Origin of the sequence: Bacteroides mediterraneensis, from assembly GCF_016900355.1 — a bacterium.
GTDB lineage: Bacteria > Bacteroidota > Bacteroidia > Bacteroidales > Bacteroidaceae > Phocaeicola.
Map to the genome: position 1 here is coordinate 255,831 of NZ_JACJKA010000001.1, position 15,062 is coordinate 270,892.

Consider the following 15,062-nt stretch of genomic DNA (forward strand, 5'->3'; position numbering starts at 1 on the left):
AAGAAAATATGAAAATCCGGAAGCTGGTATAAAGTTATCCCAAGTATTATACTCATTTTCCAAATCCTTTGCGGAAATACCTCGACACGAACGTGACGATATCTTGACACGAACGTGATGAGGCCTCATCACCAACGTGACGAGGTCTCCGCACGAATGTGTCGAGGTATATTCATAAAGACATTTTGCCAAAATGAATGGGACAAAAGAGAATCATCTCTACTTGCCCCATACAAAAACAGAAGAGGGACGCACGGTTGAAAATGCGTCCCTCTTTTCTATGCTATGGTGATTTTTTAAATCAAGAATCCCAGCAAGATACCGGCAGCTACTGCCGAGCCGATAACACCGGCCACATTCGGACCCATGGCGTGCATCAACAGGTAGTTGGTCGGATCATATTCCGCACCGACAATTTGCGAGATACGGGCAGAGTCGGGCACGGCAGATACACCTGCATTACCGATAAGCGGGTTGATTTTGTTTTCTTTCTTCAATACGAGATTGAATATCTTCACGAAGAGCACTCCCGACGCGGTTGCTATCACGAATGACAAGGCACCCAGGCCGAAAATCTTCAGTGAATCCCATGTGATGAATTCTGAAGCCTGGGTGGAAGCGCCTACGGTCAATCCCAACAGAATGGTGATGGTGTCAATCAGCGGACCGCGGGCTGTCTCTGCCAAACGGCGGGTCACACCGCTTTCTTTTAACAGGTTACCGAAGAACAGCATACCCAACAGCGGAAGACCCGAAGGAACCAGGAAGCAGGTGAGCAACAGACCCATAATGGGGAACAATACTTTTTCGGTATGAGATACGGCGCGTGGGGCTTTCATGCGGATGAGACGTTCTTTCTTGGTGGTCAGCAAACGCATGATAGGCGGCTGGATAACCGGCACCAATGCCATATACGAATAGGCGGACACGGCGATGGCTCCCATCAGGTTGGGTGCCAGCTTCGATGAAAGGAAGATGGCGGTCGGACCGTCTGCACCTCCGATGATGCCGATGGCAGCTGCCTGCATGGGGTCGAATCCCCATTCAAGTGCAATCATATAGGCACCAAAGATACCGAATTGGGCTGCCGCACCGATAAGCATCAGCTTCGGATTGGAAATCAATGCCGAGAAGTCGGTCATGGCTCCAATGCCGAGGAAGATGAGTGGCGGATACCATCCCGATGTCACTCCTTGATATAAGATGTTGAGAACCGAACCCTGTTCGTAGATACCGACTTGCAGGCCGGCCTCCATATTGAAAGGAATGTTGCCCACCAGCATACCGAATCCGATTGGAATCAGTAGCATCGGCTCGAATTCCTTCGCCACGGCAAGATAAATGAAGAATATACCGACGGCTATCATGATGAAATGCTGGTAAGTCGCATTGTAGAAGCCGGTATAAGTCCAGAAATCCGCCAGGTTGCTTTGTAAGAAATTGATAAATTCTCCCATAACTATTCAATGATTATAAGGTCTGTACCTTCGAGTATTGATTCTCCCTTGCTCACCTTGATGGCAGTTACCTTACCGTCACGGTCGGCCTTGATGTCGTTTTCCATCTTCATGGCTTCCAGTACGAGCAATGTCTGTCCGCGTTTCACGGCATCTCCTTCCTTCACCTTGATTTCCAGAATCACGCCCGGAAGCGGCGACTTGATGCCTGACTTGCTTCCTGCTACAGCCGGACGGCTCACGGCGGGAGGAGGAGCTGCCGGTGTGGTAGCTGCCGTACGGACTACCGGTTTGATTTTCGGCCCGGTCTTCTTTTCCATTTCCACGGTATAGGCCGTTCCGTTTACTTCTACATGCACGTTATTGTCTTCTATATCTCCCACGGTCACCTTGTAGAGATTTCCGTTGATTTTATATCTGTATTCTTTCATGGTTTTCGTTATACTTTAGAGGTTATTTCTTATGAGGCGTTTCACGCAAGGTATAAATCTTGGAACTCCACGGTGAGTAGCTCCGTTTCACCCGGCTGATGGTCAGGATGGTTTCTTCCACATCGTGGTCGGCTCCCTGTGCTTCATGCAAGGCCATGGAAATGGCGGCAATGACTTCGCCCGGAGCTTCTCCCAGTCCGCGCTCCTTCGCTTCCTGCTTGTCGGTGACATTCTGAGCCTTCATGGCGTTGCGTTTACGCAGCTTGACGGCAACCTTGCCGATGATGCGGAAGCTGATGTACAATAGAATAAGCCCGATGAAAACCACGGTCATGGCAGTAATGGTCATGCCCAGCCCCGCCGAGTCGTGTTGTTCGAACTTGTCCATCTTCGGGTTTCCTTCCAGCGTCTGGTTGTTTGTGCTTGGAGTCACGTATTTGGTCTCGCTGTCATCCTTTACTTCCCATTGGTCTGCCCCGTCGCTTACCCGCGCATACGACTGGTCTGTCTTCAGTACACCGGCAGGCACAACCACTTCATCCAACAGTTTCCGTCCCGAATCGTATAATCCTACCCAGTTGTCACGGGTCTTGCTTAATACGAAATTGGTATGGAACGTGCCCCGGCGCGGTGCTCCGTCTGCCCAGAAGAGAGCGTGCTGGCGAGGGCTGATGGCAGTCAGTACATCTCCTTTGGGAATGAAATAAGACAGGGTGTCGCCCGGCTCACTGCTCACTTTCAGGTAACATCCTGCCAGGTTGACACTATTATAAGATGTGTTGAATATTTCCACCCATCCGCTATGCACGCCATAATCGTCCTGAAAGTTGTCTTGATTATCCACCAAGACTTCGTTGATGACGATTTTACTGCCCGTATCCGGTGCGGTGCACGAACTGAGCGCACCGACCATAGCAGATGCGAAGAATATTCCGGCTATGTATTTGTTCATAACTAAACGCATTAAAAAGGTGAATGTTACAAAGGAATATTACCGTGTTTCTTGGCCGGATTGGTCAGTTTCTTGGTCTGCAACTGTTGCAAAGCGCGAATAATACGGAAACGAGTATTGCGCGGTTCGATGACATCGTCAATGTAACCGTATTTGGCTGCATTATACGGGTTGGCAAACAGCTTGGTATATTCGGCTTCCTTCTCTGCCATGAAGGCTTTCGGGTCGGGAGCATCCTTGGCTTCCTTGGCATACAGCACTTCTACGGCACCGGCACCTCCCATTACAGCAATTTCGGCAGTAGGCCATGCATAGTTCATGTCACCTCTCAACTGCTTGCAGCTCATCACGATGTGAGAACCTCCATACGACTTACGAAGGGTTACAGTGACTTTTGGTACGGTAGCTTCCCCATACGCATACAACAGTTTGGCTCCGTGCAGAATGACGGCATTGTATTCCTGTCCTGTACCCGGCAGGAATCCCGGTACATCGACCAACGATACAATCGGAATATTGAAAGCATCACAGAAACGAACGAAACGGGCGGCTTTGCGGGAAGCGTTGCAATCGAGTACTCCGGCCAAGAATTTCGGCTGGTTGGCTACGATACCGACCGACTGTCCGTTGAAACGGGCAAAACCGATGATGATGTTCTTGGCAAAGTCGCGCTGCACTTCGAGGAATTCCCTATTATCGACAATGGCCCCGATGACTTCGTACATATCGTAAGCCTTGTTCGGGCTGTCCGGAATAATCTCGTTGAGCGAATCTTCCAAACGGTCAATCGGGTCCATACAGTCCACATAAGGCGGCTCTTCCAAGTTATTCTGCGGAATGTAGCTCAACAGCTTGCGAATCAAAGCCAGTCCCTCTTCCTCGGTCGACGCCGTGAAATGTGTGACGCCGGAACGAGTGGAATGCACACTTGCACCTCCCAGATCTTCCTGTGACACATCCTCTCCTGTTACTGTCTTGACCACCTTCGGTCCGGTGAGGAACATATACGAAGTACCTTCCATCATCAAAGTGAAATCGGTCAAGGCCGGAGAATATACTGCGCCCCCAGCACACGGTCCAAAGATACCGGAAATCTGTGGAATCACTCCCGAAGCCAGGATGTTACGCTGGAAAATCTCCGCATAACCGGCCAGGGCATTGATACCTTCCTGAATACGGGCACCACCGGAATCGTTCAACCCGATGCAAGGTGCGCCCATCTTCATGGCCATATCCATTACCTTACAGATTTTCAGTGACATGGTTTCGGACAACGAACCGGCAGAAACCGTGAAATCCTGGGCAAAAACATAAACCAGACGGCCTTCGATTGTTCCGTAACCGGTCACGACGCCGTCTCCCAAATAATGCTTCTTGTCCATTCCGAAATTTGTACAGCGGTGCTGCACGAACATGTCCATCTCTTCAAAACTGCCTTCATCCAGCAGCATGGCTATACGTTCACGTGCAGTGTACTTTCCTTTATCGTGTTGCTTGTCGATGGCTTTCGTGCCTCCTCCCAGACGAGCCTGCGCACGAAGCTCTATCAGTTCTTTTACTTTTTCAAGTTGGTTACTCATGGTATTAGAAATTATATGGATAAAATAAAAAAGAGGTTTCTTCCGGATTATTTTTCACAAAGTTCGGTCAGCACGCCCATCGTAGATTTCGGATGCAGGAAAGCAATGTGCAAACCTTCTGCCCCTTTACGGGGAGCTTTGTCAATCAGACGGATACCGGCTTCTTCTGCCTGTGCTAAGGCATTGGCTACTCCATCTTCTACCGCAAACGCCACGTGATGCACGCCCATTCCGCGGTTTTCAATAAATTTAGCGATGGTACTATCGGGACCCGTCGGTTCCAGTAATTCAATTTTTGTATCACCACATTTCAAGAAAGCAGTCTTTACCTTCTGGTCTTCTACGGTTTCTATGTTATAGCATTTCAATCCGAGGACGTTTTCGTAATAAGGAAGGGCTTCTTCAATGCTTTTGACTGCGATGCCCAAATGTTCAATGTGAGAGATTTTCATAATGGAATTGTTTTTTATGGGTATTAATTTAAAGTTGTGTTTCGACTACACGCAGACAAAGAAAAGAAAATTGCGGTGAAAAACGAAACTTTTTGACGATTTTTTCAAAGAATACCCATTGTTTATGTGCGCACTACACCCTTTTTCGCTTTCTTCTTCAGTACTATACATAAATTTTGGTGAGCAACCCATTAAGCCAACGCCACCGCACATGGAACCAGCGGCGACTGCTCATCTGCTTTCCGCCAAAACGCAGAATGAAATCACGATAACCGTATTTTTTGAAAGGCAGACCGGCGTCGATAAACTCAAAATGGTCGCATCCATGGGAACGGGCATACAAAATGGCGCCCCACACAGCCAGCACTCCCGGATATTGCAAGGGGTAACTTTTCCGCATACCGCCCGAAAACAACAGATAGGCATCCCGCCCTGAAAACAGGCAGACAGAACCGCCAATGATTTTTTCCTTGTAACGTACGATAAAAATTTTCCCGCATTGAGAAGAATGCTCCACCAAGGTACTGAAGAAACCGATGTCGGGCAAATACCGGTGAATTTTGGGAGAATAGTAACGCCTGAGCATATTGAAAAAGACATGCACGTCCTCTTTCGTATGGGCTACGTCAATAACAGCTCCGTTCTTCAAGCCGTGACTGATTTGCTTTTTCCGTGAGGCGCTCATCCACTTGTCCAGCGAATCATGATGGAGCGAATTGCGTACCCGCAACCAACGAATGGGGAAATAGCCGTTCTGACGGAAATAACGATAACCAAACAAAGGTTCCTCCAAATTACGGAATTCCAACACAAACGCTTTTTCAGTAAACTGAAGGGTGAAATAAGATAAAAGTTCCTTGAAAATCTCTTCCTTCCGATGAGAAGAGGAAAAATATTCACCGACTCCATAAGCATAGGCCTTCTGTATGAAACCCAGCAGCCGCGTGCTGCGACGCAAGATGCACAGCAACTTGCCAATGGGGGTATCGCCTTCGTAAGCGACCAGCAACAGCGGACAATATCCTTTCGTCTGTTCCAGCACATGAAACAGCTCAGTAGAATGAAAGATGTTGGAACCCGGCAAATCGGGTACATCCTTAGCGTGATAATATGTAGCTAAACGGATGCTCATGTCATGCAAATTTACATTTTTTTATTGAGGATTTAGTCAGGAAGCCTTATATTTGTCCACACAAACTTATTTTTTATGGAAAACTTCAGTGATTTAATCAGAAACAGACGAAGCATGCGCAAGTTCACGGGCGAGGAACTGAGTCAGGACGAAGTACTCACCTTGCTGAAAGCCGCCCTGATGTCTCCTACCTCCAAACGCTCCAACTGCTGGCAGTTTATTGTTGTCGACGACAAAGAGACGCTGGAAAAACTGTCTTACTGCAAGGAATCAGGGGCTGCCTTCGTGAAGGACGCTGCCTTGGCTATCGTAGTCACTGCCGATCCGCTCGCCAGCGATGTATGGATTGAAGATGCTTCCATTGCCTCCATCATGATTCAGCTGCAAGCGGAAGACCTGGGACTGGGAAGCTGCTGGGTACAGGTCAGAGAACGCTTCACAGCTAACGGGCTGTCTGCCAACGAATACATTCACGAACTGCTGGACATCCCCTTGCAGCTACAAGTGCTTTCACTCATCGCCGTGGGACACAAAGGCATGGAACGCAAGCCTTTCGATGAATCACACCTACAATGGGAAAAAGTGCACATCAATAAATACGGAGGGAAATAATGGCAACGGCAACTGGCAAACACAAAGATACCTATCGGGCTACTGCTGTTTTTCTCGTGCTGATGGGACTGCTCTATCTGATTGACAGATGGGTGGGATTCGGACACCTCGGACTGCCATGGGTGATGCAGAAAGATACCATGCTGCTCTATGCTGCGGTGATTTTCCTGTGGTTCAAGAGTGACAAATCAGTAGGCCTCATCCTGCTGGGCATCTGGCTGATACAAAATATCGGACTGGTAATTTCCTTGCTGGGACAGATGTCGACCTTCCTGCTACCTGCTGTACTGCTGGTCATTGGAGTTTTATTGTTTTTCTTATCTTCACGCGGATGATGAACACCTTACCTAAATCAATTGTATGTATTGGGGCCGGAAACGTAGCCACCCATCTCTCAAAAGCTTTGCAACAACAGGGTTTCCAGCTGCTGCAGGTGTACAGCCGGACGGAAGAATCGGCCCGTACATTAGCCCAAGCATTGGGGTGCGAATGGACTACTCAACTGGCACAGGTCTGCGAACAAGCCGACGTGTACATTGTTTCCGTTAAAGATGCCGTACTGGAAACGGTGATTGACCAGCTGGCTCACTGCAATTCCGAAGCCCTCTATCTGCATACGGCCGGAAGCATGCCCATGGAAGTATGGAAAGGGAAACGGAAAAACTACGGTGTAGTATATCCCATGCAGACTTTCAGCAAGCAACGGGAAATCTGCATGGAAGAAGTTCCTTTCTTCCTTGAAGCGAACACGGCCGAAAACTTAGACCTGCTCAGAAAGCTCACTGAGCATCTCAGTCCCAAAGTATACGAGGCCAGTTCCGCACAACGGAAATACTTGCACATCGCAGCTGTATTTGCCTGCAACTTCAGCAACCACATGTATGCCATCTGCGAACACCTGCTCACCGCACATCAGCTGCCCTTTGAGTCCATGCTGCCGCTGATTGACGAAACAGCACGGAAAGTACACGAACTGTCGCCCCTTGAAGCCCAGACAGGCCCTGCCCGAAGATATGACGAGAATGTCATCCAACGCCACTTGGACATGCTGCAGGACGAAGAACCGCAACTGGCTGAGATTTACCGGTTGCTGAGTCAGCATATCCACCAATACGAAACCGAAAAACAGAAATAATATCTCTATAATATGATAAACTACGATTTGACGAAAATAAAAGCTCTGTTCTTCGACGTGGACGGAGTGTTGAGTGCGGAAACCATTTTCCTGCACCCTGACGGAGAACCAATGCGTTCGGTTGACATCAAAGACGGATATGCCCTCCAGCTGGCCGTGAAATGCGGACTGCATGTAGCCATCATCACCGGAGGAAAAACCGAAGCCGTACGCAAGCGCTACGAGGGACTGGGCATCAAGGATGTATGCTTAGGAGCGGCCATCAAGACCAAGGAATACCAGGAACTACTGACCAAATACGACCTGAAACCGGAAGAAGTGCTTTATATGGGAGACGACATCCCCGACTATGAAGTAATGCAGCTGGTAGGACTACCCTGCTGCCCGGCGGATGCGGCTCCGGAAATCAAAGCCATCAGCAAGTATATTTCACACTGCAAAGGCGGCTACGGTTGCGGACGGGATGTGATTGAGCAGGTACTGAAAGCACAAGGAAAATGGATGGCTGGACAGGCTGCTTTCGGCTGGTAATTATCTAAAATACTTCAGAAACATGAAACCACTGGAAAATCTTCAAAATTATAAGATTGTACTGGCTTCCAATTCTCCGCGTCGTCGGGAATTGTTGAGCGGGCTGAACCTGGGCTACACGGTAAGAGTGTTGCCAGGAATCGACGAAAGTTATCCGGACGATCTGGAAGGAGCAGACATCCCCATGTATATCTCACGCAAAAAAGCAGATGCCTACCGCAATTTCATGGGAGAAGATGAACTGATTATCACGGCAGATACGATTGTGTGCATCCACGGAAAAGTGTTGGGCAAACCTAAGTCACTGGAAGAAGCCAAAGCCATGCTGCGAGAACTTTCCGGCAACACCCATCAGGTGATAACTGGAGTCTGCCTGACCACCAAAGAAGTACAGCGCACGTTCTCAGCCATGACACAAGTGACCTTCGATGTGCTGACCGAAGAAGAAATAGAATTTTATGTCAAGACCTACCAGCCACTGGACAAAGCCGGTGCCTACGGCGTGCAGGAATGGATTGGCTTTGTGGGAGTATCAAAACTGGAGGGATCTTACTTCAACGTCATGGGGCTCCCGGTACAACGCCTGTACCAGGAACTCAAAAAACTTTAACAGAAAAATCTGGAAAGGGCTGAATAAGTGGTTCGGCCCTTTATTTTTGCCTGCCAAATCAGGCTGAAAGTATATCGTTCGGGAATCCTTTTCAATACAGTCTTTTCCAAATTCTGCCGACGATCGGCAGCGAACTGCGGACGGAGCCGATGGAATTCCCGCCGGGCCTCACGTACTGCCTTCACATTGGCCCAGTCGCCTTTCAGCAACCAGACAAGGGCGGCACAATAATCCAAAAGCGTACGTACGCGCATCACCGGAGCCAATTCTTCTTCCGGCAGATTCTTGTAGAGCATCAGCAAGTTGTTACGGAAATTCAAAAAGGTTTTCCGGGGATTTTCTTTCTTCAAGGTAGCCCCACCCACGTGGTACACCTTGCTCGACGGGATACAGACCAACTGATATCCCCGGCTGCGCAAACGCCAGCAGAGGTCGATTTCCTCCATGTGGGCAAAGAAGCGGGCATCCAATCCCCCCACTTTCCGATAGACCTCCAGGCGAATCAGCAGGGCAGCCCCCGTAGCCCAGAATACCGGTACAATCTCCTCGTATTGCCCTTTATCCTCTTCCACTGTCTCCAGCACTCGCCCGCGACAGAACGGATAACCGTAATGATCCATGAAACCGCCACTGGCACCGGCATATTCAAACAAGTTCCGATGACGGTAAGACAAAATCTTGGGCTGGCAAGCAGCTACCTCAGGATGAGTATCCATATACGCCACCATGTCTTGCAGCCATCCTCTCGTCACTTCCACGTCGCTGTTGAGCAGCACCACATATTCGGCCTCCACTTGTGCCAAAGCCCGGTTATAGCCTTCTGCAAATCCGTAATTCTGGTCCAGCCGTATCAGCCGGACAGAAGGAAATTCCTTTTCTACCACTTCACACGACTGATCGGTAGAAGCATTGTCGGCTACATACACCACAGTTCCTTCTTCGTTGGAACCTGACATCACCGACGGCAGGAACTGGCGAAGCATGGCCTCGCCGTTCCAATTCAAGATGACGACTGCTGTCTTTATCATAAGATTGTTCCTTTAAGCGCTGTTTCGTCTTCGTTGAAATCTCCCAAACGCACTTTGACCAAATGATTGTCCAACTTGTCGTCGTGGGTCAATTCCACCCGGATATAGTTTTTGGTGAAACCATGCATGGGGGCACCGGCCTTGGATTTCTCCATCAATACCTCCGCTTCCTGTCCAATATGACGGGCATAGAATGCCTTGGTCTTCTCGTCCGAAAGTTCCAGCAGACGCTGGCTTCTGGCATGTTTCTCTGTAGCCGGCACTACATAATCAATCTTCAATGCCTGCGTACCCGGACGTTCGGAATAGCTGAATACGTGCAGCTGCGTTACATCCAATCCTTTGATAAACTCGTATGCACGTTCAAAATACTCAGGCGTTTCTCCTCTTGTTCCTACGATCACATCCACGCCAATGAACGCATCGGGCATCAAAGACTTGATTTTGGCTACTTTTGATGCAAACAAAGCCGTATCATAACGACGGCGCATCAATTTCAAGACTTCATCGCAACCGGACTGCAAGGGAATATGGAAATGCGGCATGAAGCGACGGGAACGGGCTACATACTCAATGATTTCATCCGTCAGCAGATTAGGCTCAATGGAAGAGATACGGTAACGCTCAATACCTTCCACTTCATCCAATGCCTTGACCAAATCAAAAAAGGTCTCTCCGGTTGTTTTTCCGAAGTCACCAATATTCACTCCGGTCAATACAATTTCTTTTCCGCCTTCCGCAGCCGCCTGACGGGCCTGCGCCACCAAATCTTCAATTTTTCCGTTCCGGCTCCGCCCACGAGCGAAAGGAATCGTACAATAAGAACAGAAATAATCGCAGCCATCTTGTACCTTCAAGAAATAACGGGTACGGTCACCACGTGAACAAGAAGGCGAAAAGGTACGGATATCTTTCGTGGCTGTCACTACCGCCTCACCATGAGCATGTTTTTCCAGATTACCCAGGTAGTTCATAAGTTCTCCCTTCTGCTCAGCACCCAGCACCAGGTCTACTCCTTCAATCTCTGCTACCTGACCCGGTTTCAACTGGGCATAACATCCGGTTACCACAATAAACGCTCCGGGATGTTGCCGGGAAAGACGATGAATGGCCTGACGGCATTTTTTGTCAGCCATTTCCGTCACCGAACAAGTATTAATCACACAAATGTCCGCTTTCTCCCCTTTGCGGGCAGTACGGACTCCTGCTTCTTTCAGGGTTTTCCCGATAGAAGAGGTCTCTGCAAAGTTTAACTTGCAGCCCAGCGTATAATAAACAGCTACTTTATCTTGGAAAATAGTTGTATCAATCATATCTCTTTATCATTTTAGAAGTCTGCAAAGTTACACATAATTCACGACTCCTGAAACGAGTTGGCGGTGATTGCCTCCCCTAACCAAGAGATTTTGGAGTCTTTTCAGTTCCCCTTAGAAAAATTATCAAATTTGGAAATAAAAAATTATGTTTTGCAACATATTGCAAATCAGATAGATAAGTTTTAAAACATATTTTTTTGAAAAAAAAATCGCTCAAAAGAGAACAACGTATTAGAAAAGTCTATATCTTTGCAGTGTTTTAAGAAAACAACATAAGTATTACAGATTTAAAAAGCAAAGAAAAATGAAAAAATTAGTATTTTTGTTCGTAGCATTTGCTGCAGTTTCTTTCGCTTCTTGCGGAAACAAAGCAGCTAACAGTGAAGCAGCAGCTGATTCAGATTCAGTAGCAGTAGTTGAAGAAGCAGCTCCGGTTGTTGATTCAGCAGCAGTAGCTTGTGATTCAGCAGCAGTTGCTGGTGACTCAGCAGTAGTAGCTGAATAATCTCGGACATTAGAGAGAATTGAAAGTCTGTAAGCTCAGCCTACAGACTTTTTTTATGCCCTTTTGTTAGCTTCCCACAATTTAATCTCACACCTTCCCAAAAGAACACTTTTCCAATTCACATAAATGTAGTATCTGATGTCAGAAACCATCCCAGTCATCACCACTTTTAGTTATACCCTACTCCTTAACCAATAATCACGAACTCACATTTCATCCCGCCCAGTCGACCAAAATATCAAACACTACCCCTCTACATCTCATTCGATTTGACTTTTACCTCCACTCATCTTTCTCTCCCTCTTCTTCCACCTTCTATCCACAAGCCTATCTACCGCGCATAATCATCCCTGGCATTTCTCACCCCAACACAACAAAAACCCCGAACAGACATACGTCCATTCGGGGGATTTATCAAGTATTTACAGATACAAAATTAAGCTTCTTCTGCAACTACTTCGAAAGGAATTTCTACAGAAACTTCCTTGTGAAGTTTAACAACAGCTTTGTAGTGTCCAACTTCTTTTACGTTGTCTTTTACCACAATCAACTTGCGGTCGATGTTGTGACCCAACTTAGCCAGTTCGTCAGCAATCTGGATGCTACCTACTGAACCGTAGATAGAACCTGTTGCACTAACTTTAGTAGCGATAGTCAAAGAAACACCCTTCAATGTTTCTGCTACAGCTTCTGCATCTTTCTTAATCTTCTCCAATTTATGAGCACGCTGCTTCAATTCTTCAGCCAACATTTTCTTTGCAGCCGGAGAAGCAATCACTGCTTTACCAGTCGGAATAAGATAGTTACGACCATAACCAGACTTAACGGTTACAATATCATTCTTGTAGCCCAAGTTAACTACGTCTTCTTTCAAAATCAGTTCCATATTCTTATTCCTCCTTTATTATTTCATCATATCAGTTACGAAAGGCAGCAAAGCCAAGTGACGAGCTCTCTTAACAGCCTGCGCAATACGACGCTGGAACTTCAATGAAGTACCTGTAATACGGCGCGGAAGGATTTTTCCCTGTTCGTTCAAGAATTTCTTCAGGAATTCAGGATCTTTGTAGTCGATGTACTTAATACCGCTCTTTTTGAAACGACAGTATTTTTTCTTCTTCACGTCTACTGAAGGCGGAGTTAAATATCTGATTTCTGATTGTTGCTGTGCCATGATTAGTTTTCCTCCTTTTTAGTTGATTTTACATTTCTTCTCTTAGCAGCGTATTCTGCAGCATACTTATCCATCTTGAAAGTCAAGAAACGGATTACTCGTTCGTCACGACGGTAGTTAACTTCCAGCTTCTCGATTACAGACGGTTCTGCTTTGAATTCAATCAGCTGATAAAAACCTGTAGATTTTTTCTGAATTGGGTAAGCCAACTTCTTCAATCCCCAGTTTTCTTCATTGATGATCTCCGCACCTTCCTGAGTCAGGATAGCTTTGAACTTCTCTACCGTTTCCTTCATCTGAACATCAGACAAAACGGGAGTTAAAATGAAAACGGTTTCGTATTGATTCATACTATTCGTTAATTAAATTATTAATAATGATTTTTTATTTGCGCGGCAAAGGTACGACTTTTAAATCAAGAAACCAAAGTTTCTCAACGATTTATGCAATAAAGATTCTTAAAAATAAGGAATATTCTCCCTGAACCGGTATTTTTCTGCTTTCAATCTACCTGAAATATCGTATATTTGCAAAGTTGTTTAAACAATAATTAGATGATAGAACAATTCAACTTTGACATCCAACTGATTTTTGCCATTTTAAATGGAAAGGTATCTGCTGCCATCAACCGCAAGTTAATCCGTAACTTCCGGCTGAACGACATGGAAATCACGCCTGAACAATGGACCGTACTACTCTACCTTTGGGAAAAAGACGGGGTAACCCAACAAGAATTATGCAATGCAACCTTCAAAGACAAACCGAGCATGACCCGGTTGATTGATAATATGGAAAAACAGCACCTGGTCATACGGGTACCTGACAAGAAAGACCGACGAACCAACAAAATCCACTTGACAGACAATGGAAAGAAACTGGAAGAAAAAGCACGGTTCATCGCCAATAAGACCTTAAAAGAGGCATTGCATGGACTCACGCTCGAAGAACTGAGAGTGAGCCAAGAAGTACTCCGTAAAATATTCACCAATACCAAGGATTAAAAACAGCTTTTCCAAACACTTTAAGCAGGCAAGAAGTCTAAAAATCATTACATTTGTCAAGCTTTTATAAAAGCTATTATATATCTGCTTGAATTTCCGTTTTTTTTCACGAAATAATTTTTTGGATAGAAGAATTATGCTTTAATTTGTAACCATGAATAAATAAACCATAAAAAGAAGACACACATGAAAAGCTTATTACAGAATTTAGGAGTGATATTGGTCATCATTGGTGCTGTAATTCTCATTGCATGCTATGCAGTGGGCAACGTAAACAACAACGCCGTATTAGGAGGTTCCTTGGCACTTGTTGTGATAGGATTGATTGTTTACATCGTCATGAACAAGAGAATTGCAGACTGAGATATGTCAGTACACAAACAGCAATAAAAAAGCCTGAATCAAAAAATTCAGGCTTTTTTATTGTATAACTGTCCAATCTACGGATCATTCACCTTCCGGCGTAATCAGTTTATATCCTTTTCCATGGATATTAATAATCTCAATTGAATCATCTTCTTTCAAATGCTTACGCAACTTGGTGATATACACATCCATACTTCTTGCATTGAAATAATTATCATCAATCCAGATTGTCTTCAAAGCAAAGTCACGCTGCAGAATTTCATTGGCATGTGCACAAAGCAGGCCTAACAATTCAGACTCTTTCGTAGTCAGTTTTGTCTGCTTGTCACCAATAGACAGAATCTGTTTCTGCGTATCAAATGTAAAGCGACCAATCTTATATACCGTACTTTCACGATTGCGTTTGCCACGCACACGACGCAAAATCGCTTCGATACGGAAAGTCAACTCTTCCATACTGAAAGGCTTCGTAATATAATCATCTGCTCCAATCTTAAAGCCTTCCAGGATATCTTCCTTCAAGGTCTTTGCCGTCAAGAAAATAATAGGAACTTCTGCATTAGCCTGACGAATCTCCTGCGCTAAAGTAAATCCGTCTTTTTTCGGCATCATCACATCCGTTACAACCAAATCATATTTACTCTTCAAGAAGGCTTTGAAACCAGCCTCTCCATCCGGGAAAAGGTCAGCATTGTAACCCTTTGCCTGTAAATATTCTCTCAAAAGCATGCCAAGATTCTCATCATCTTCGCATAACAAAATACGCAATTTGTCGTCCAT

The 15,062-nt window shown here is 46.1% G+C and carries 20 protein-coding genes; 8 read left to right on the forward strand and 12 right to left on the reverse strand.

Annotated elements, in window-relative coordinates:
* Positions 1 to 296: 296 nt before the first annotated feature.
* The 6 genes from H6A28_RS01070 to H6A28_RS01095 all read right to left on the reverse strand — a co-directional run bounded on the left by H6A28_RS01070 (position 297) and on the right by H6A28_RS01095 (position 6,004).
* Positions 297 to 1,457: a sodium ion-translocating decarboxylase subunit beta gene (locus H6A28_RS01070; protein WP_117672303.1), complete on the reverse strand. Its 1,161-nt coding sequence runs from the start codon at positions 1,455 to 1,457 to the stop codon at positions 297 to 299.
* A 2-nt stretch (positions 1,458 to 1,459) separates the two neighbouring features.
* A complete protein-coding gene (locus H6A28_RS01075) occupies positions 1,460 to 1,888 on the reverse strand; it encodes a biotin/lipoyl-containing protein (protein ID WP_022339168.1) in 429 nt (142 codons plus the stop codon).
* A 22-nt stretch (positions 1,889 to 1,910) separates the two neighbouring features.
* Positions 1,911 to 2,840, reverse strand: a complete 930-nt coding sequence (locus H6A28_RS01080; protein WP_117672299.1) for an OadG family transporter subunit — start codon at positions 2,838 to 2,840, stop codon at positions 1,911 to 1,913.
* Between the two features lie 26 nt (positions 2,841 to 2,866).
* Positions 2,867 to 4,420: an acyl-CoA carboxylase subunit beta gene (locus H6A28_RS01085; protein ID WP_204478595.1), complete on the reverse strand. Its 1,554-nt coding sequence runs from the start codon at positions 4,418 to 4,420 to the stop codon at positions 2,867 to 2,869.
* A gap of 47 nt (positions 4,421 to 4,467) precedes the next feature.
* Positions 4,468 to 4,872, reverse strand: a complete 405-nt coding sequence (gene mce, locus H6A28_RS01090; protein ID WP_148329358.1) for a methylmalonyl-CoA epimerase — start codon at positions 4,870 to 4,872, stop codon at positions 4,468 to 4,470.
* 163 nt (positions 4,873 to 5,035) lie between these two features.
* Positions 5,036 to 6,004, reverse strand: coding sequence for a GNAT family N-acetyltransferase (locus H6A28_RS01095; RefSeq protein ID WP_204478596.1), 969 nt, complete (start codon positions 6,002 to 6,004; stop codon positions 5,036 to 5,038).
* Between the two features lie 75 nt (positions 6,005 to 6,079).
* Here H6A28_RS01095 and H6A28_RS01100 point away from each other — a divergent pair, with 75 nt between their 5' ends.
* Genes H6A28_RS01100 through H6A28_RS01120 form a run of 5 tightly spaced genes read left to right on the forward strand, consistent with a single transcriptional unit; the run spans position 6,080 to position 8,892 of the window.
* The gene (locus H6A28_RS01100; protein WP_204478597.1) at positions 6,080 to 6,616 is read left to right on the forward strand and encodes a nitroreductase family protein; all 537 of its coding nucleotides are present in this window, start codon (positions 6,080 to 6,082) and stop codon (positions 6,614 to 6,616) included.
* A complete protein-coding gene (locus H6A28_RS01105; RefSeq protein ID WP_204474787.1) occupies positions 6,616 to 6,951 on the forward strand; it encodes a hypothetical protein in 336 nt (111 codons plus the stop codon). The genes H6A28_RS01100 and H6A28_RS01105 overlap by 1 nt, the downstream gene beginning before the upstream one ends.
* Positions 6,948 to 7,751, forward strand: a complete 804-nt coding sequence (locus H6A28_RS01110) for a Rossmann-like and DUF2520 domain-containing protein (RefSeq protein ID WP_430622421.1) — start codon at positions 6,948 to 6,950, stop codon at positions 7,749 to 7,751. The genes H6A28_RS01105 and H6A28_RS01110 overlap by 4 nt, the downstream gene beginning before the upstream one ends.
* A gap of 12 nt (positions 7,752 to 7,763) precedes the next feature.
* Entirely contained in the window at positions 7,764 to 8,282 is a 519-nt protein-coding gene (locus H6A28_RS01115; RefSeq protein ID WP_204474785.1) for a KdsC family phosphatase, read from the forward strand.
* Between the two features lie 22 nt (positions 8,283 to 8,304).
* Positions 8,305 to 8,892, forward strand: coding sequence for a Maf-like protein (locus H6A28_RS01120; RefSeq protein WP_204474784.1), 588 nt, complete (start codon positions 8,305 to 8,307; stop codon positions 8,890 to 8,892).
* Here H6A28_RS01120 and H6A28_RS01125 read toward each other — a convergent pair.
* Positions 8,889 to 9,920, reverse strand: a complete 1,032-nt coding sequence (locus H6A28_RS01125; RefSeq protein WP_204474782.1) for a glycosyltransferase family 2 protein — start codon at positions 9,918 to 9,920, stop codon at positions 8,889 to 8,891. The two genes, H6A28_RS01120 and H6A28_RS01125, sit on opposite strands and share 4 nt — an antisense overlap.
* Positions 9,917 to 11,233 carry a tRNA (N(6)-L-threonylcarbamoyladenosine(37)-C(2))-methylthiotransferase MtaB gene (gene mtaB / locus H6A28_RS01130; RefSeq protein ID WP_204474780.1) on the reverse strand — a complete coding sequence of 439 codons (1,317 nt, stop codon included), beginning with the start codon at positions 11,231 to 11,233 and terminating at the stop codon, positions 9,917 to 9,919. The genes H6A28_RS01125 and mtaB overlap by 4 nt, the downstream gene beginning before the upstream one ends.
* A gap of 307 nt (positions 11,234 to 11,540) precedes the next feature.
* On the opposite strand from mtaB, the gene H6A28_RS01135 reads away from it, so the two are divergent.
* Positions 11,541 to 11,741 (forward strand): PG1828 family lipoprotein, encoded by a 201-nt coding sequence (locus tag H6A28_RS01135; protein ID WP_204474778.1) that lies wholly within the window; start codon positions 11,541 to 11,543, stop codon positions 11,739 to 11,741.
* Between the two features lie 436 nt (positions 11,742 to 12,177).
* On the opposite strand, the gene rplI is transcribed toward H6A28_RS01135, so the two are convergent.
* Genes rplI through rpsF form a run of 3 tightly spaced genes read right to left on the reverse strand, consistent with a single transcriptional unit; the run spans position 12,178 to position 13,265 of the window.
* A complete protein-coding gene (rplI, locus tag H6A28_RS01140; protein ID WP_204474777.1) occupies positions 12,178 to 12,627 on the reverse strand; it encodes a 50S ribosomal protein L9 in 450 nt (149 codons plus the stop codon).
* Between the two features lie 18 nt (positions 12,628 to 12,645).
* Entirely contained in the window at positions 12,646 to 12,915 is a 270-nt protein-coding gene (gene rpsR / locus H6A28_RS01145) for a 30S ribosomal protein S18 (protein WP_005841178.1), read from the reverse strand.
* Between the two features lie 2 nt (positions 12,916 to 12,917).
* Positions 12,918 to 13,265 carry a 30S ribosomal protein S6 gene (gene rpsF, locus H6A28_RS01150; protein WP_204474775.1) on the reverse strand — a complete coding sequence of 116 codons (348 nt, stop codon included), beginning with the start codon at positions 13,263 to 13,265 and terminating at the stop codon, positions 12,918 to 12,920.
* A 204-nt stretch (positions 13,266 to 13,469) separates the two neighbouring features.
* Here rpsF and H6A28_RS01155 point away from each other — a divergent pair, with 204 nt between their 5' ends.
* Both H6A28_RS01155 and H6A28_RS01160 read left to right on the forward strand, forming a co-directional pair.
* Positions 13,470 to 13,916, forward strand: a complete 447-nt coding sequence (locus tag H6A28_RS01155; protein WP_204474773.1) for a MarR family winged helix-turn-helix transcriptional regulator — start codon at positions 13,470 to 13,472, stop codon at positions 13,914 to 13,916.
* Positions 13,917 to 14,102: 186 nt separating this feature from the next.
* The gene (locus tag H6A28_RS01160) at positions 14,103 to 14,279 is read left to right on the forward strand and encodes a hypothetical protein (protein WP_204478598.1); all 177 of its coding nucleotides are present in this window, start codon (positions 14,103 to 14,105) and stop codon (positions 14,277 to 14,279) included.
* Positions 14,280 to 14,363: 84 nt separating this feature from the next.
* On the opposite strand, the gene H6A28_RS01165 is transcribed toward H6A28_RS01160, so the two are convergent.
* Positions 14,364 to 15,062: a response regulator transcription factor gene (locus H6A28_RS01165; protein ID WP_204474770.1), complete on the reverse strand. Its 699-nt coding sequence runs from the start codon at positions 15,060 to 15,062 to the stop codon at positions 14,364 to 14,366.

Bases quoted from the DNA above. Each gene is read 5' to 3' on its own strand.
- H6A28_RS01135 (WP_204474778.1), top strand. From the start codon at position 11,541: ATGAAAAAATTAGTATTTTTGTTCGTAGCATTTGCTGCAGTTTCTTTC.
- rplI (WP_204474777.1), bottom strand. From the start codon at position 12,627: ATGGAACTGATTTTGAAAGAAGACGTAGTTAACTTGGGCTACAAGAAT.
- H6A28_RS01115 (WP_204474785.1), top strand. From the start codon at position 7,764: ATGATAAACTACGATTTGACGAAAATAAAAGCTCTGTTCTTCGACGTG.
- H6A28_RS01080 (WP_117672299.1), bottom strand. From the start codon at position 2,840: ATGAACAAATACATAGCCGGAATATTCTTCGCATCTGCTATGGTCGGT.
- H6A28_RS01075 (WP_022339168.1), bottom strand. From the start codon at position 1,888: ATGAAAGAATACAGATATAAAATCAACGGAAATCTCTACAAGGTGACC.
- H6A28_RS01120 (WP_204474784.1), top strand. From the start codon at position 8,305: ATGAAACCACTGGAAAATCTTCAAAATTATAAGATTGTACTGGCTTCC.
- H6A28_RS01085 (WP_204478595.1), bottom strand. From the start codon at position 4,420: ATGAGTAACCAACTTGAAAAAGTAAAAGAACTGATAGAGCTTCGTGCG.
- H6A28_RS01105 (WP_204474787.1), top strand. From the start codon at position 6,616: ATGGCAACGGCAACTGGCAAACACAAAGATACCTATCGGGCTACTGCT.
- H6A28_RS01100 (WP_204478597.1), top strand. From the start codon at position 6,080: ATGGAAAACTTCAGTGATTTAATCAGAAACAGACGAAGCATGCGCAAG.
- H6A28_RS01125 (WP_204474782.1), bottom strand. From the start codon at position 9,920: ATGATAAAGACAGCAGTCGTCATCTTGAATTGGAACGGCGAGGCCATG.
- mtaB (WP_204474780.1), bottom strand. From the start codon at position 11,233: ATGATTGATACAACTATTTTCCAAGATAAAGTAGCTGTTTATTATACG.
- H6A28_RS01070 (WP_117672303.1), bottom strand. From the start codon at position 1,457: ATGGGAGAATTTATCAATTTCTTACAAAGCAACCTGGCGGATTTCTGG.
- H6A28_RS01160 (WP_204478598.1), top strand. From the start codon at position 14,103: ATGAAAAGCTTATTACAGAATTTAGGAGTGATATTGGTCATCATTGGT.
- H6A28_RS01095 (WP_204478596.1), bottom strand. From the start codon at position 6,004: ATGAGCATCCGTTTAGCTACATATTATCACGCTAAGGATGTACCCGAT.
- rpsR (WP_005841178.1), bottom strand. From the start codon at position 12,915: ATGGCACAGCAACAATCAGAAATCAGATATTTAACTCCGCCTTCAGTA.
- rpsF (WP_204474775.1), bottom strand. From the start codon at position 13,265: ATGAATCAATACGAAACCGTTTTCATTTTAACTCCCGTTTTGTCTGAT.
- H6A28_RS01110 (WP_430622421.1), top strand. From the start codon at position 6,948: ATGATGAACACCTTACCTAAATCAATTGTATGTATTGGGGCCGGAAAC.
- H6A28_RS01165 (WP_204474770.1), bottom strand. From the start codon at position 15,062: ATGGACGACAAATTGCGTATTTTGTTATGCGAAGATGATGAGAATCTT.
- mce (WP_148329358.1), bottom strand. From the start codon at position 4,872: ATGAAAATCTCTCACATTGAACATTTGGGCATCGCAGTCAAAAGCATT.
- H6A28_RS01155 (WP_204474773.1), top strand. From the start codon at position 13,470: ATGATAGAACAATTCAACTTTGACATCCAACTGATTTTTGCCATTTTA.